Annotated in this window: 17 protein-coding genes and 1 pseudogene; 9 read left to right on the top strand and 9 right to left on the bottom strand. The window is 69.0% G+C overall.

Annotation, left to right across the window (positions count from 1 at the left end; genetic code table 11):
• Window positions 1-39: 39 nt before the first annotated feature.
• A complete protein-coding gene (locus ACQUQF_RS08785; RefSeq protein ID WP_435177855.1) occupies window positions 40-342 on the top strand; it encodes a DUF5779 family protein in 303 nt (100 codons plus the stop codon).
• 221 nt (window positions 343-563) lie between these two features.
• Here the strand turns inward: ACQUQF_RS08785 and ACQUQF_RS08780 are convergent, their stop codons facing one another.
• The gene (locus ACQUQF_RS08780) at window positions 564-1,241 is read right to left on the bottom strand and encodes a VOC family protein (protein WP_435177853.1); all 678 of its coding nucleotides are present in this window, start codon (window positions 1,239-1,241) and stop codon (window positions 564-566) included.
• Between the two features lie 175 nt (window positions 1,242-1,416).
• Here ACQUQF_RS08780 and ACQUQF_RS08775 point away from each other — a divergent pair, with 175 nt between their 5' ends.
• Together ACQUQF_RS08775 and ACQUQF_RS08770 are read left to right on the top strand one after the other, a co-directional pair.
• Window positions 1,417-2,094 carry a hypothetical protein gene (locus tag ACQUQF_RS08775; RefSeq protein WP_435177851.1) on the top strand — a complete coding sequence of 226 codons (678 nt, stop codon included), beginning with the start codon at window positions 1,417-1,419 and terminating at the stop codon, window positions 2,092-2,094.
• A 120-nt stretch (window positions 2,095-2,214) separates the two neighbouring features.
• Window positions 2,215-4,296, top strand: a complete 2,082-nt coding sequence (locus ACQUQF_RS08770; RefSeq protein WP_435177849.1) for a hypothetical protein — start codon at window positions 2,215-2,217, stop codon at window positions 4,294-4,296.
• 1 nt (window position 4,297) lies between these two features.
• Here the strand turns inward: ACQUQF_RS08770 and ACQUQF_RS08765 are convergent, their stop codons facing one another.
• Window positions 4,298-4,432, bottom strand: coding sequence for a DUF7503 family protein (locus tag ACQUQF_RS08765; RefSeq protein WP_435177847.1), 135 nt, complete (start codon window positions 4,430-4,432; stop codon window positions 4,298-4,300).
• Window positions 4,433-4,616: 184 nt separating this feature from the next.
• Here ACQUQF_RS08765 and ACQUQF_RS08760 point away from each other — a divergent pair, with 184 nt between their 5' ends.
• A complete protein-coding gene (locus tag ACQUQF_RS08760) occupies window positions 4,617-5,030 on the top strand; it encodes a hypothetical protein (protein ID WP_435177845.1) in 414 nt (137 codons plus the stop codon).
• A 27-nt stretch (window positions 5,031-5,057) separates the two neighbouring features.
• Here the strand turns inward: ACQUQF_RS08760 and ACQUQF_RS08755 are convergent, their stop codons facing one another.
• Together ACQUQF_RS08755 and ACQUQF_RS08750 are read right to left on the bottom strand one after the other, a co-directional pair.
• On the bottom strand, window positions 5,058-5,267 hold the full coding sequence (locus ACQUQF_RS08755; RefSeq protein ID WP_115796150.1) for a ribbon-helix-helix domain-containing protein: 210 nt from the start codon (window positions 5,265-5,267) through the stop codon (window positions 5,058-5,060).
• 73 nt (window positions 5,268-5,340) lie between these two features.
• Window positions 5,341-5,616 carry a DUF7111 family protein gene (locus ACQUQF_RS08750; RefSeq protein WP_435177843.1) on the bottom strand — a complete coding sequence of 92 codons (276 nt, stop codon included), beginning with the start codon at window positions 5,614-5,616 and terminating at the stop codon, window positions 5,341-5,343.
• A gap of 284 nt (window positions 5,617-5,900) precedes the next feature.
• On the opposite strand from ACQUQF_RS08750, the gene ACQUQF_RS08745 reads away from it, so the two are divergent.
• Window positions 5,901-6,179 (top strand): helix-turn-helix transcriptional regulator, encoded by a 279-nt coding sequence (locus ACQUQF_RS08745; protein ID WP_435177841.1) that lies wholly within the window; start codon window positions 5,901-5,903, stop codon window positions 6,177-6,179.
• A 30-nt stretch (window positions 6,180-6,209) separates the two neighbouring features.
• Here ACQUQF_RS08745 and ACQUQF_RS08740 read toward each other — a convergent pair whose 3' ends face one another.
• Both ACQUQF_RS08740 and ACQUQF_RS08735 read right to left on the bottom strand, forming a co-directional pair.
• The gene (locus ACQUQF_RS08740) at window positions 6,210-7,352 is read right to left on the bottom strand and encodes an acyl-CoA dehydrogenase (RefSeq protein WP_435177839.1); all 1,143 of its coding nucleotides are present in this window, start codon (window positions 7,350-7,352) and stop codon (window positions 6,210-6,212) included.
• A 172-nt stretch (window positions 7,353-7,524) separates the two neighbouring features.
• The gene (locus tag ACQUQF_RS08735) at window positions 7,525-7,764 is read right to left on the bottom strand and encodes a hypothetical protein (RefSeq protein ID WP_435177837.1); all 240 of its coding nucleotides are present in this window, start codon (window positions 7,762-7,764) and stop codon (window positions 7,525-7,527) included.
• Between the two features lie 188 nt (window positions 7,765-7,952).
• Here ACQUQF_RS08735 and ACQUQF_RS08730 point away from each other — a divergent pair, with 188 nt between their 5' ends.
• Complete coding sequence (locus tag ACQUQF_RS08730; protein WP_435177835.1) at window positions 7,953-9,032, top strand: phytoene/squalene synthase family protein; 1,080 nt, start codon at window positions 7,953-7,955, stop codon at window positions 9,030-9,032.
• A 27-nt stretch (window positions 9,033-9,059) separates the two neighbouring features.
• Here the strand turns inward: ACQUQF_RS08730 and ACQUQF_RS08725 are convergent, their stop codons facing one another.
• From ACQUQF_RS08725 to ACQUQF_RS08715, 3 genes and pseudogenes are all read right to left on the bottom strand, one after another.
• Window positions 9,060-9,263 carry a hypothetical protein gene (locus tag ACQUQF_RS08725; protein ID WP_435177833.1) on the bottom strand — a complete coding sequence of 68 codons (204 nt, stop codon included), beginning with the start codon at window positions 9,261-9,263 and terminating at the stop codon, window positions 9,060-9,062.
• Between the two features lie 100 nt (window positions 9,264-9,363).
• On the bottom strand, window positions 9,364-10,224 hold the full coding sequence (locus tag ACQUQF_RS08720; RefSeq protein WP_435177831.1) for a 3-hydroxyacyl-CoA dehydrogenase family protein: 861 nt from the start codon (window positions 10,222-10,224) through the stop codon (window positions 9,364-9,366).
• Window positions 10,225-10,272: 48 nt separating this feature from the next.
• Window positions 10,273-10,847 (bottom strand): annotated as a pseudogene (locus ACQUQF_RS08715) (cysteine hydrolase family protein).
• Between the two features lie 229 nt (window positions 10,848-11,076).
• Here ACQUQF_RS08715 and ACQUQF_RS08710 point away from each other — a divergent pair.
• The 3 genes from ACQUQF_RS08710 (at window position 11,077) to ACQUQF_RS08700 (ending at window position 13,555) form a co-directional block, all read left to right on the top strand.
• Window positions 11,077-11,727, top strand: a complete 651-nt coding sequence (locus tag ACQUQF_RS08710; protein ID WP_435177829.1) for a helix-hairpin-helix domain-containing protein — start codon at window positions 11,077-11,079, stop codon at window positions 11,725-11,727.
• A gap of 143 nt (window positions 11,728-11,870) precedes the next feature.
• Window positions 11,871-12,665 carry a class I fructose-bisphosphate aldolase gene (locus tag ACQUQF_RS08705; RefSeq protein ID WP_435177827.1) on the top strand — a complete coding sequence of 265 codons (795 nt, stop codon included), beginning with the start codon at window positions 11,871-11,873 and terminating at the stop codon, window positions 12,663-12,665.
• A complete protein-coding gene (locus ACQUQF_RS08700; protein WP_435177825.1) occupies window positions 12,662-13,555 on the top strand; it encodes a class 1 fructose-bisphosphatase in 894 nt (297 codons plus the stop codon). Before ACQUQF_RS08705 ends, ACQUQF_RS08700 begins: the two co-directional genes overlap by 4 nt.
• Window positions 13,556-13,575 lie beyond the last annotated feature (20 nt).

Here is a 13,575-nt window from a genome sequence, read left to right as displayed (position 1 = left end):
GGGGCAAGGACTTTGCCGGGGGAGTGCGAGCGAGCGCGTATGGGCAGTTTCGACCTCGACCTCCAGACCGTCGAGAAGGAGATAGACGACGGCGACACCGACCGCGAGCAGAGCGACCGACGCATCGTGCTGGGGGAGTTGAACGGCGAGACCGACGAGCGCGAGTGGTTCGAGGTCATCGACCGCGGCGACGTCCTCGTGCTGGCCATCGAGGGGGAACTGGCGGAGCTGGCGGCCGACCTCGCGCCCCGCGTCAAGGAGCGCGGCGGCAACCTCATCCACTTCCGGGAGTTCCTCATCGTGACGCCCGCCGACGTGAGCGTGGACACCGACCGGCTCTGAGACGGCCGCCGCGACTCGCGGCCGCAAGCCGACGCTCTTGCTGGGAAGGTTTACGTGCGAAAGCGCGAGGAAGACCGACCGGACGCTCCGCGCGGTCGCCCGTCGTCGCCGAGAGAGCTTGACCACCCGGGACGGGGACCGCCAGTCCGACTACCCCGAGAGGGCTGCGCCAGACGCGTCACCGCTCGGGCCGACTCCGTCGTCGCCCTCGCCGGGACCGACTACCGGAACGTGAGGTAGTGGCCGTCCGGGTCGCGCACGCGCACGCCGTCGTCGAGTTCCTCCACGGCGCACGCCCGGTCGCGGACCGCCTCGGCCGCCGCGGCCGGGTCGTCGGCCGCGAACCCCACGTCGACGTGGAGGCCGCCGCGGGCGTCGGCGATGCCCAGGTGGGGCTCCCAGAGCTCGAGATCCACCGGTCCGCCGAGCCGGACCCGGCGGCGCTGGTCGCCGCGGTCGACCACCTCGAAGCCCAGCGACCGGTACAGCGACTCGGCGCGCGGGAGGTCCTCGACTTCGAGGACGATCTCGAACACCCTGGTGATGTCGGCGTCGCCCTCGCCGACGCCGCCGATCTCGACGCAGTTCCCGTCGGGGTCGTAGAAGTACAACGACTTCGCGCCGCCGAAGTCGAACTCCGTGAGGTCGAACGACGGGGCGAGCCGGTCGTACCACGCCCGGTAGCGGTCCGGCGGCGCGGCGAACGCGTAGTGGGTGTGGACCCCGCCGCGGGGCACCCCGCCGGGTTCGCGGAGGACGAGGTCGGTCTCGCCGGCCTCGAGGACCACCTCGCCGCCGCCCTCGCGGGCCACCGGCAGGTCGAGGTGCGTCGCGTAGAACTCCCGCGCGCGGTCGAGGTGCTTCGCTTCGAGCGCCAGCCATCGCAACCCCGAGAGCATGGTCCCGTCGTACGCGCGCCCGGCGCTTAAACCCCGTGCGAGAAATCCCCACCCGTGCGCGAAACCTCCGGTTCGCGACGGCCGCGTCCCCGTCGCCGAACCCGTCGGTCCCGGTTCTCGCCCACTGCTTCGCCCGTCGGTGGGGATTTTGTGACTCGACCCCGTAGCGCCGGGCATGCCGATGAAGAAGTCACAGCCCGCGACCGACTACGAGGAGATCGACCGGTGGGACGGCGGCGTGGGCTGGATCGCCCACCCGAACGAGACGATGCTCCGGGCCAGCCACGCGCTCGCGACCGACGCGGGGGTCTGGGTGATCGACCCCGTCGACGCGCCCGGCGTCGACGACCTGCTCGGGGAGTTCGGCGACGTGGCGGGCGTCGTCGTCCTGCTGAACCGCCACTACCGCGACGCCGACGCCGTCGCGCGCCGCCACGACGTCCCGGTGTACGTGCCCGCGTGGTTCGACGATGTCGAGGAGATGAGCGCCGACCTCCGTCGGTTCGACGACGTGCTGCCGGGTACCGACTACCGGGTCCTGGAGGTGCTCGACGCGTTCGGCTGGGAGGAGGCGGCGCTCTACGACGACCGGTCGGGGACGCTGGTCGTCCCGGAGAGCGTCGGCAACGCGCCGTACTTCACGACGCCCGGCGAGCGGCTCGGCGTCCACCCGATGCTGCGGCTGACGCCGCCGTCGGCGCTGCGCGGGCTCCGCCCCGAGCGCGTCCTGGTCGGGCACGGGCGGGGCGTGTCCGACGACGCGGCGCGCGCGCTGGCCGACGCCCTCGACGGATCGCGACGGGCGGCGCCGAAACTCTACGCCCAGAGCCTGCGTCTCCTGTTCCAGCGGTAGCGGCCGCTCTAATCTCCGCGTCCGACGCGGCGATAAATTTTTGGAGTGTCGCCGTAAACGAGAAGATATGCATCTCCTCCGAGGGGTGGACTCGGACTCGAAACGCCGGGAGGTGGGGCCGTGAGCCTCTCGTTCGACCCGACGACCGGACGCCGCGGCGTCGAGATCCGGGACCGCATCGAGCGCCGCACGTACGCGCTCCGGACGTCGACGAGCGTCTCGCCGACGGCCGCCGACCCGGGTGCCTTCCGGTTCCCGGTCGACGAGGCGGTGTCGATCGAGACCGCCGCCGTGGAACTGCCGACGTTCGTCGCGGCGTACGTCCGGGACGCCGACGGCGAGATGCTGCTCCAGGTGAACCCCGGCGTCGACCGGCAGCTGCCGGCCGGCGCCTACGACATCGAGCTCTGCGCGCCGATGAAGCTGTACCTCGCGGTCGACGGGCCGCTGTCGGTGACCGCGAGCGACGACGGGATCCGGTTCGGGTTCGGGGGCGAGACGACGGTGCGGGTCGGCGCGCGGTCCCACCACGAGCGGCCCGCGGCGACCGTCACCACCACCGAGGACCCCCGCGACGTGATGGCCGCGCTCTCGACGTTCGGGTCGGCGCTGAAGACCACCTCGCCCGAGCGGTCGTTCCCGACCCTCCGGGGCCACCCGCCGCTGCTCGAGCTCGGCGACGAGCTCCGCGTTCCGGACGACCTCGACGCCCCCGACACCGGCGTCCGCGTCGAACTGCCGGCCGAACGCCGCCGGGCCTACGTGGCCGCGCCGCTCGCGTTCTACCTCGGCGCGGAGCTGGTGCCGGGCGGCGCGCCCCGGATCGTCACCGACGAGGGGTTCGAGTACCCCCTCGACGGCCCGCAGGGGTACGAGGAGACGGTCGCCCGGACGCTCCAGCAGACGTTCTTCCTCGACTGCATCACCCGGACCGAGGGGTACTACCCGGTCGAGCTCCACGAGCGCGAGGCGGTCGAGCCGCTGGTCGACCTCGACTTCGCCGACCTCTACGACCGGTCGCTGGCCGAGCGCCTGGAGGCGTACCTCTCGGTCCCGTTCGAGGTGGTGGCCGACCACGTGCCGACGTGGAAGCTGACGACCCACGTCGACCCGGCGGCCGAGAACGTCTCGTCGCTGCCGTTCCTCGTCGACGACCTGGCGGTCGTCCGGACGCCGGACACCCGTCGGACCGCGGCGAGCAGCTCGAACCCGGCGGTCGCCGGCATCGCGCGCGACGGGACTGTGACCGACGGCGGCGAGTTCACCCGGAGCACGGCCGAGTCGAGCGAGAGCGTCCCGGTGGTCGAACCGGAGCGCACCGATTCGGTCGAGCAGGCGTGGCTCGGCGACCACGCGCCGGTCGACGCCAGCAAGGCCACCACGACCGCGTTCCGCAACCGACTCGACCAGGAGACCGACGCCGGCGACATCGAGATCGCGGTCGTCTGCAACGACACCGCGATGGGCGAGGAGCGCGACATCGCCGCGGAGGTGTACGGCTCCCGCGAGTCGCTCCCGTTCGACGTGACGGTCCACCGCGACCTCACGACCGACCGGCTCCGCGAGGTGCTCGCAGAGGAGACGGCGTTCCTCCACTACATCGGTCACATCGACGACCGGGGCTTCGAGTGCGCCGACGGCCACCTCGACGCGGCCGACGTCGACGCGGTCGGCGCCGAGGCGTTCATGCTGAACGCCTGCCAGTCCTACGACCAGGGGATGGCGCTCATCGACGCGGGCAGCGTCGGCGGCGTCGTCACGCTCAGCGACGTCATCAACAGCGGCGCGGTCCGGGTCGGCAAGACGATGGTCCGGCTGCTGAACCGAGGGTTCCCGCTCCGGGCGGCGCTGAACATCGCTAAAACCCGCAGTATCGTCGGGAACCAGTACATCGTGGTCGGCGACGGGAACGTTGATATCGTTCAGACAGAGAGTGGAATCGCTGTTCTTTGTCGGCTTGAAACCGGGAAAGAAGAGTACGAACTCACTACTACGAGTTATTTATCAGACAGCAAAGGGATCGGTGCGATAACTACGTCTGTTCTTGGTGACGAGAACAAGTCACATCTCGTCTCCGGAGATATAGACACGTATACGCTTTCAAAGGCGGAGCTAAGAACATTCTTGACTCTTGAGAACGTACCGGTAATCGTAGACGGAGAGTTCACCTGGAGCAGGGAGATCGATTTCTCTAGTCTCTAATTTAGGGTCCTGCCGTCGTCGCGTACATCCCTGCCGCCGCGTTCCCCGCTTGCGTGAGCAGCAGCAGCATCGTGAACAGGACGCCCATCATCCGCGGATTCTCCTTCAGGTACGTGGTCAGGTCGGTTTCAGCCATCACACCAATTGGTAATAGCTATGGTAGTATAAAATATTCTATATTTTACGAGACATTTTTGCGTCTGACGTAAGTCAGACGACTATCGCACCCCTGAAAACAGTTACCACTCGCCACGACTGGGCCCCGCCGATCGCCGTCGACGGGGCAGTACGGTTAAACGCGGACGCCTCCAAGGGCGGGTGTGGTGTACGCAACCCGGGGCCTGGTGAACGTGTTACTGGACTTCGCCGCGGAGGCCGAACCGGACGAGGTCACGATCTCGCTCGCCGTCACGCCCGCCGCCGAGCTGGAAGGTATCGAGGACCTGGCGCCGGAGACCCCGGTGTTCACCCACTTCTACCCGCCGGACGCCGGCAAGTCGCTGACCGCCGTGTTCGGCGTCGACCTGTCGGTCCCGGCCGGCCAGACACAGGGCCGGTTCGTCTCCCACCCCAGGGGTAACCTCGAGGTCGCGAAGACCGACGACCTCCACGAGGCGATACTCGTCGCGGTCCCGCCGTGGGACGACTCGTCGCTGGCGGCGTTCGACCGCTCGGGCCGCCGCCAGCCGCTGGAGGTCGTCGACGCCGAGCCGCCCGCGGAGTCGCTGGCCTGATCGCCGGCGCTCGCCCGAACGGCGCCGCTACTCCAGGTATCCGAGCTCGCGGAGCTGGCCCGTTATCTCCTCGAACTCCGACTCCGTCAGCTGGCCCTCCTTCTGGTGCTGGATGACGATGCTCCGGAGCAGGAACCGCACCAGGTCGCTGGTGCTGGAGAAGCTGGTCCCCTCGATGGTCTCGTCCACGCGGTCCGCGAGGTCCTTCGGAATCGAGACGGTGGTGTACTCGGTCATGCGACCAACTGGGGCCGCGCTCGGGATAGATGTTGTGTACTAGCCGGGGCCGGTCGACCCGGCGACGGACCGATCACATCCCCATGTCCTCTGCGGCGTCGGGAACCGGCAGGTCGTGCGGCGAGACGCCCAGCAGTTCGGCGGCGTGGTCAAGCGCCATGTCGAACCCGTAGTAGCGTTCGAGCTCGTCGCCGTCGACGCTCGGCCGGACCTTCAGCATCGCGTACCCCTCGACGTTCTGGGCGATCGCCGCGGTCGCGCCCTCGCGGTCGAACTCCAGGACGCGCTCGTCGTCGGTCTCGTAGTACCGCGCGGTGACGCCCTCGCTTTCGGCCTCCTGCTCGGTCATGGGCGTGGCTTCGGAGCGGCGACAGTCGAAGGTACCGGTTCGTCGCTACGCACTGGAACAGCGAGTCGGACGGACGATCACAGCGTCGTATCCATTTTATAAATCCCCCGCCCGGTCGCGACCGGGCGGTTCCTTTCAGTCCCCCGTGGCAGAAATGTGGTAGAGCGTTTGCAGTGACGGTTGTTCGGTCGAGCGTTCCCAGTCGTGGTCGGGCCTCCCACTCACTACATCCAGTCCGCAGTCGAAGCGCAAACGTCGTGGTGGCCCGGCGAGAGTGGTCGACCATGACCCGATGGCTCCAGAGCGGCCGGCGCCGCGACCTCTGCGTCCTGCTGTACGACGACGGACCGCTCCGCGGCCAGTCGCTCAAGACCCGGCTGGAGGACCACTACGGCGCCCGCATCGACTCGAAGTCGTTCTACGGCGCACTCGAATCCCTGGCGGACAAGGGGTTCGTCGAGACGCGCACCGAGGGCATCCACGACGCCTACGCGCTGACCGAGGCGGGCGAGCGCCGGGTGGAGGAGCACTTCGAGTGGATGCGGGAGAAGGTGGAGGAGTAGGGCTCGTCGTCGAGGCGGCTCGTCTTCCGCTCAGTCCAGCAGCTCGTTCGCGATGGTGTTCCGCAGCACCTCGCTGGTCCCCTCGTATATCTCGTTGAGCTTCGAGTCGCGGTAGTACCGCTCGGCCGGGAAGTCCTTGGTGTAGCCGTAGCCGCCGTGGATCTGGATGCCCTCGTTGGCGACCTCGCGGCTGACCTCCGAGGCGTAGAGCTTCGCCTGGGCGGCGTGCTTGATGTAGTCCTCGCCGCGCATCTTGCGGTCGGCCGCGCGGTGCATCAGCATCTTGGCGGCCTGGACCTTGGTGTCCATGTCGGCCAGCTTGTGCTGGATCGTCTGGAACTCCGAGATGGGCTGGTCGAACTGCTCGCGGTCCTGCGAGTACTCCAGGGCGTCCTCCAGGGCGGCGCGCGCGATGCCGATGGACCGGGCCGCGATGGTGATGCGGCCGCCGTTCAGCGTCTTCAGCGCGTGGACGAACCCGCGGCCCTCCTCGCCGATGAGGCGGTCCTCTGGGACGCGCATGTCGTCGAACCGCAGTTCTGCGGTCGGACACCCCTTGTCGCCGAGCTTGTCCTCGGTGCCCTCGACGTGGAAGCCGTCGTCCTCCTCGGGCCGGACGACGAACGACGAGATGCCCCTGTTGCCGGCGTCGGAGTCGGTCTTGGCGAACAGGGTGACGGTGTCTGCGACCGAGCCGTTCGAGATCCAGAGCTTCCCGCCGTTGACGACGTACTCGTCGCCGTCCCTCTCGGCGGTGGTCTCCATCGCGGGGACGTCCGACCCCGCGCCGGCCTCCGAGAGCGCGAACGCGCCGATGTCCTCGCCGCGGCTGAGCGGCGTGAGGTACTCCCGCTTCTGGTCCTCGTCGCCGAACTCGTAGAGCATGTTGCCCGCGAGGCTGGTGTGGGCCGCCACGACCGTCCCCAGGCCGCCCGATCCGCGCGAGATCTCCTCCAGCCCGATGGCGTACGAGTGGTAGTCCAGCCCCGCCCCGCCGTACTCCTCGGGGAACGGCATCCCCATCAGCCCGAGGTCGGCCATCTCGTCGACGAGGTCCGCGGGGAACTCGTCGGTCTCGTCGATCTCGTCGGCGCGGGGTTTGATCTCCTCGTCGGCGAACTCCGCGACCATGTCGCGGATCTGCTTCTGCTCGGCGGAGAGGCTGAAGTCCATGGGCAAAACTTGCACCCAGGCCGTCCTTTAGCTTTCCCTTCGAATCCGGCGCCGTGGGCCGGGAAGCCCGGCGGCGGGTCGGGAGGCGGTCGTCAGGGCCGGGTGCGGACGTCTGAATCGGGAGACGGTCGTCGGGCCCGGCCGCTTCAGCCGGCGAACTGCCCGGGCGCGGTCAGAACAGCTTTCGGCGGACGTCGTCGGCCGCGAGCGCGCCCTGCAGCAGCCACGACGCCGCGGGGTGCCGGGGCGCGACGCTGGCCGCCCCGAGCAGGAGGAACGCCCGCGTGGGCCTGCCGTTCTTCAGTGCGATCGCGGCCTGGATCACGAACGAGGCGACGTTGAGCCTGTTCCCCTTGATGCCCAGCGGCTTGCCGACGAGCACCTTCGCGGCGTCCTTTGGTGTCGGAATCATGTGTACTCGGACGCGACGGGTCGGAATAAGCGTTGGGTGGGCGACCAGTCCCGGACCGCTCGAATCGGGGCGAACGCCGACCGGATCGCCGGACAGCCCCGCGTCCCCCGCGTGTGGTCCCGACGGCGGTAAATCCTAAGGCATTTGCTCAACCTTTTCAATCTCGCGTCCATAGAACCCAGAAGTCAATGGATACGGAGTCGCTCACCGAACGCCCCGACGCCGACCTGGACTGGTGTTTCGACGCCGTCCAGGGCGTGTCGCGAACGTTCGCCATCACCATCGACGTGCTGGAGCAGCCGATGGCGTCGTACATCTGCGTCGGCTACCTGCTCTGCCGCGTCGCCGACACGGTCGAGGACGCCGGACACATCCCGCCGGAGGCCCAGTCGCGCCTGCTGACCCTCTACGACCGGGCGCTCGACCCGGACGACGAGACGAGCATCGAGGAGTTCCGCGCGGCCGTCGAGCCCCATCTCCCGGCCAACGCGGACACGGTCGACGCCGAGGCGGTCGACGCCGAGGACTGGGAGGTGGTCGCCGAGTCGCCCCGCGTCGTCGCCACCTTCCGGTCGCTCGGCGAGCACGCCCAGTCGGCCATCTACCCGCCGGTTAGCGAACTGGTCAGGGGGATGGCGGAGTTCGTCGAGCGCTACGAGGACGACGGCGGCCTCCGCATCGGCACCATCGAGGAGCTCGAGGAGTACTGCTGGTACGCCGCCGGCACGGTCGGCGAGCTCATCACCAACCTGCTCGCCCAGGACGTCGACGACCGGCGGGCCGAGGTGCTGCGGGCGAACGCCCGCGGCTTCGCGCTGCTGCTCCAACTGGTCAACGTGGCCAAGGACGTCTCGGACGACTTCCGCGAGGAGAACAACGTCTACCTCCCGGCGGCCTGGCTGCGCGAGCGCGGGGTCAACCCGTCGAACGTCACCGACCCGGAGAACCGGACCGCGGTCGCCGGCGTCATCCGGCGGGTGACCCGCCACGCCCGCGGGTACATGGACGACGCCCAGCGCTACCTCGAGGTGCTGCCCGAGTCGAAGGGCAACACCCTCGAGGCGTGGGCCATCCCGTACCTGCTCGCGGTCGGCACCAGCCGCGAACTCCTCGAGCGACCCGAGGACGCGGTCGAGGAGGGCGACGTGAAGGTCTCGCGGGCCGAGGTGATGGGGCTCATCCAGCTGTTCAAGTCCGGCGACGTCGAGCGCGAGAAGATCGGCGAGCTGCGGTCGCGGATGGAGGACGAGCCGTTCTCGCCGTCGTGAACCGGCGAACGGTCCGACCCGTCGCGGCTACGACAGGACCGACGTCTGGACGAACTCGACGATCCCGACGCCGACCAGCAGCAGACCGAGGAGGCGGAACGCGAGCCCGCCGGTCTCGGCCGACCGGGCGCCGTCCGTGATCGGACCGAAGCGACGGACGTGGACCATGCGCTCCGCGAAGAGGTAGACGACGATTCCGAGGGCGAGGGGGACGACGTATCCAGGGGGCATTCGTCCCGACGCAGCGATTCGATAGATGTCAGTCTTTTCATAGTTTCTGTCGCAGGCCGGGTCAGCAGGTCGAGGGTAAAACGGCGCCCCGTCCGACGGTTCAGTGCTCGTAGAAGCCCTCGCCGGTCTTCTTGCCCAGATCGCCGGCGTCGACCTTGCGCTTGAGCAGGTAGGCCGGCTTGTAGCGGTCGCCGAGCTCCTCGTGGAGCGTCTCGCTGGCGTCCAGGCAGATGTCGAGCCCGATGTGGTCGGCGAGTTCGAGCGGACCCATCGGGACGTTGGTGCCGAGTTTCATCCCCTTGTCGATGTCCTCCTTGCTGGCGACGCCCTCGTCGTACGCCCGGATGCCCTCGTTGATCCAGGGCATCAGGATGCGGTTGGTGACGAAGCCGGGCTTGTCGTCGGACTCCCAGGTCTCCTTGCCGAGGTCCTCGGCCAGCGCGTGGGCGAACTCCACCACGTCCTCGTCGGTCTTCTCGCCGACGACCACCTCGACCCCCTTCATCACCGGCACGGGGTTCATGAAGTGGAGGCCGACCACGCGGTCCTCTCGCTCCGTGGCGGCCGCGATGGTCGTGATCGAGAGCGTGGAGGTGTTGGTCGCCAGCACGACGTCGTCGGGCACTGCCTCGTCGAGGTCCGCGAAGATGTCCCGCTTGATGTCCATGTCCTCGACCGCGGCCTCGACAACGACGTCGCAGTCAGCCAGGTCCGCGAGGTCGGTCGTCCCGGTGATGCGTTCGACGGTCTCCTCGGCCTCGTCCTCGGTCAGTTCGTCCTTCGAGACGAACCGGTCGAGGCTGTCCTCGATGGAGTCGAAGCCGCGCTGGACGAACTCCTCCTCCACGTCGCGCATCACCACGTCGTAGCCGTGCCGGGCCGCGACCTGGGCGATGCCGCTGCCCATCGTGCCCGCGCCGACCACGCCGATGCTCTCGATGCTGTCGAGCGTCCGTACCATGGCCGGCAATTCTTGCGGTCGGGCCGTAAGCCTACCGGAGCGCGTGCGTCACTCGACGGCGCGCAGCAGGTCGTCGGTCTCGGCGATGCGGGCGAACTCGCCGTCGAGGTGCGCGAGGGCGACCCGATGGCTCTCGTCGGCGGATATCGCGGTCCCGTCGGGTGCCTCCCGGTCGAAGGTCGCGGTCGCGTCCGCCGCGACGACCGGGTCGAACCGCGGTTCTCGGCCATCCGGGTCGTGGTCGAGACGCAGTGGTCGGTCGTCAGTCCCGCGAGGACCAGCGTCTCGTAGTCGCGCTCCCGGAGCCACGGTTCGAGGTCGGTGCCGACGAACGCGCCGTTGACCTGCTTGACGACCTCGATCTCCGCGTCCCGGCCGTCGGCGGGTTCGAGGCCAGGTGCGAAGGCGAACCCCGCCCGGTCGCGCCGGAGCGGGGAGTCGGCCTCCCGCGAGTCGTGCCGCACGTGGACCACGGGGAGGTCCGCCGTGCGCCACCCGTCGAGCAGGTCGACCGCGTGCTCCTCGGCGTCGGGGTTGTTTCGCGTCCCCCACGACGGCTCCTCGAACCCGCGCTGGAAGTCCACGAGGACGAGGACCGGATTGGCGGGGAGGTCGAGGCTCACGCCGGCATCACCGCCTCGCTCTCCGAGCGTTCGCAGATCGCGCGAACTGGCGGTTCACCGGGGTCCCTACGTCGCCGTGGCGGTACATGTCGTTCTCTTCGCAGGTGACTGCCGTATCTGTTTCGCCGCCCGATCGTCGCGAGAACGGGGGTAGCACCGACCTCTTTCGCTCCGGGCAAAACATTCAAGCCCCGTCGGTGTGACCCCGAAATTAACCCGGTGACGCCCCGTGAGCAAAGACGATGCCCCCGACGACGAACCGACCGACGGCGTGACGGAGCTGACAGACATCCACTTCGTCGGTCCCGCGACCGCGGAGGTGCTGGCGGACGCGGACTTCGACGCCACGGGTCTCCCCGAGAAGGAGGTCTCCTACGAGATGCTCATCGACGCGGGCGTCAACCCCGGCGTCGCCACCCGCCTGCGCAAGGAGCACTCCCTCCACTGGTCGTTCGGCGGCAGCGACGAGGACGACGACTCGCTCGCACAGCGCTCCGAGAAGGTCCGCGGGCTCCAGGACGACGAGCGCGCGTGGGTCGCCGCGAGCAGCGGCGACTGGGAGTCCGAGAGCGCCGACGGTGCGGACGCGACCGACGGTGACTGGTCGCCGACCGGCGAGACGTCCGCACCGGTGGAGGCCTCGACCGACGGCAGCGGGGCCGCCGAGGCCGCCGAGGCCGCCTGGCGCGAGCGGAGCCGTCCCGACCCGGTGACCGACGTCCCGGGCGTCGACGAGCGGACGGCCGAGATCCTGGCCAACGGCGGCGTCACCTCGGTCCGGAGCCTCGCCACCGCCGACCCCGAGCACGTCGCCGACTCGCTCGGCCTCGACCGCGAGCGGGTCGCCGAGTGGCGCGACGCCGCCCGCGACCTGGCCTGATTTTTACTATTTCGGTAGTAAGTACTCTCCCGGCGGACCGGGCTCACGTCCCGTCTCGACCGTTCTCGTGCCCGCAGGAGCGACTTCGTCTCGCCCGCGCGACCAGTAAAACTCTTATGCGATGTTACCGGACTTCGAAACGGATGATACCACTCGAAGACTCCCCGGTAACGCGCGACGGCAAGGCGCTCATCCTCGCTTACGATCACGGCCTCGAGCACGGCCCCTCCGCCGACTTCAGTTCGGTGCCGGAGACGCTGGACCCCGAGCGGATCTTCGACATCGCGACCCACGACGCGGTGACGTCGCTGGCGGTCCAGAAGGGGGTCGCCGAGCGGTACTACCCCTCCTACGACGATCAGGTCAACCTGCTGGCGAAGCTCAACGGCACGAGCAACCTCTGGATGGGCGAGCCCTACTCGCCAAAGAACTGGACGGTCGACTACGCCGCCGAGCTCGGCGCCGACGCGGTCGGCTACACGGTCTACTCGGGCTCGAACCACGAGACCGAGATGTACGAGGACTTCCGCGAGGTCCAGGAGCGGGCCCACTCGGAGTACGACCTGCCGGTCGTCATGTGGTCGTACCCCCGCGGCCAGGGGCTGAAGAACGACACCAAGGAGAGCGTCATCGCCTACGCCACCCGCATCGCGCTGGAGATCGGCGCCGACATGGCGAAGGTCAAGTACCCCGGCTCCCGGGAGTCGATGGAGTGGGCGGTCCAGTCCGCGGGCGACATGCCGGTCGTGATGTCCGGCGGGTCGAAGGTCAGCGACTACGAGTTCCTCTCGAGCGTCGAGGCGGTCATGGACGCCGGCGGGTCGGGCCTCGCGGTCGGCCGCAACGTCTGGCAGCGCGACGAGCCCGAGCGCATCCTCGACTCGCTCGAACAGGTCATCTTCGAGGGCGCCACCGCCGACGAAGCCCTCGACGAATGAGCGGGTCGGACTCCGACGCCGCGCCAGACACCGCCGACCCCGTCGGCGAAGCCATCGCGGTCGTCGCCCGGTCCGCGCCCGAGATTCGAGGCGGACTCGCCGGCAGACGCACGAAGACCGACGAGGAGAACGCCAGCGGCGAGACCCAACTCGCGGCGGACGTGTGGGCCGACCGGTTGCTCGAAGAGCGACTCGCTGCCATCGACGACGTGGGCCAGTTCGCCAGCGAGGAGCGCGACGAGGTCGTGGACGCGGGCGAGGGTCCGCTCTCGGTTGCCGTCGACCCCCTCGACGGCTCGTCGAACCTCAGGTCCAACAACTCGATGGGCACCATCCTCGGGGTGTACGACGCCGACCTCCCCGCGAGGGGCCGGGACCTCGTGGCCGCGGCCTACGTCCTCTACGGTCCCATCACGACGATGGTGGTCGCGCGCGACGGCGAGGTGACGGAGTACGTCATCGAAGGGACGGACGGCGAGTTCGACGAGCGCCGGGCGGTCCGCGAGGACGTGAGCCTTCCCGACGACCCGACCGTCTACGGGTTCGGCGGTCGAGTGCCCGACTGGACCGACCGGTTCGCCGACTACGCCCACGAAATCGAGGACGAGCTCAAGCTCCGGTACGGCGGCGCGATGATCGGCGACGTCAACCAGGTGATGACCTACGGCGGGGTGTTCGGGTATCCGGAACTCGAATCCCGTCCCGAGGGCAAGCTCCGCCTCCAGTTCGAGGGGAACCCCATCGGGTACATCGTCGAGACCGCGGGCGGCGCGTCCTCGAACGGCCAGGAGTCGCTGCTGGACGCCGACGCCGAGGGGGTTCACCAGCGCACGCCGGTGTACGTGGGCAACGAGGAACTCATCGACCGGCTGGAGTCCCAGTTCGCGTAAGCGGCCTCTTCTCTCGGCTT

The sequence above is a fragment of the Halorussus sp. AFM4 genome (genome assembly GCF_051194995.1).
Classification (GTDB): Archaea; Halobacteriota; Halobacteria; order Halobacteriales; family Haladaptataceae; genus Halorussus.
The sequence above is the reverse complement of the archived record's forward strand: the minus strand, read 5'-3'. Positions and strand labels throughout refer to the sequence as shown.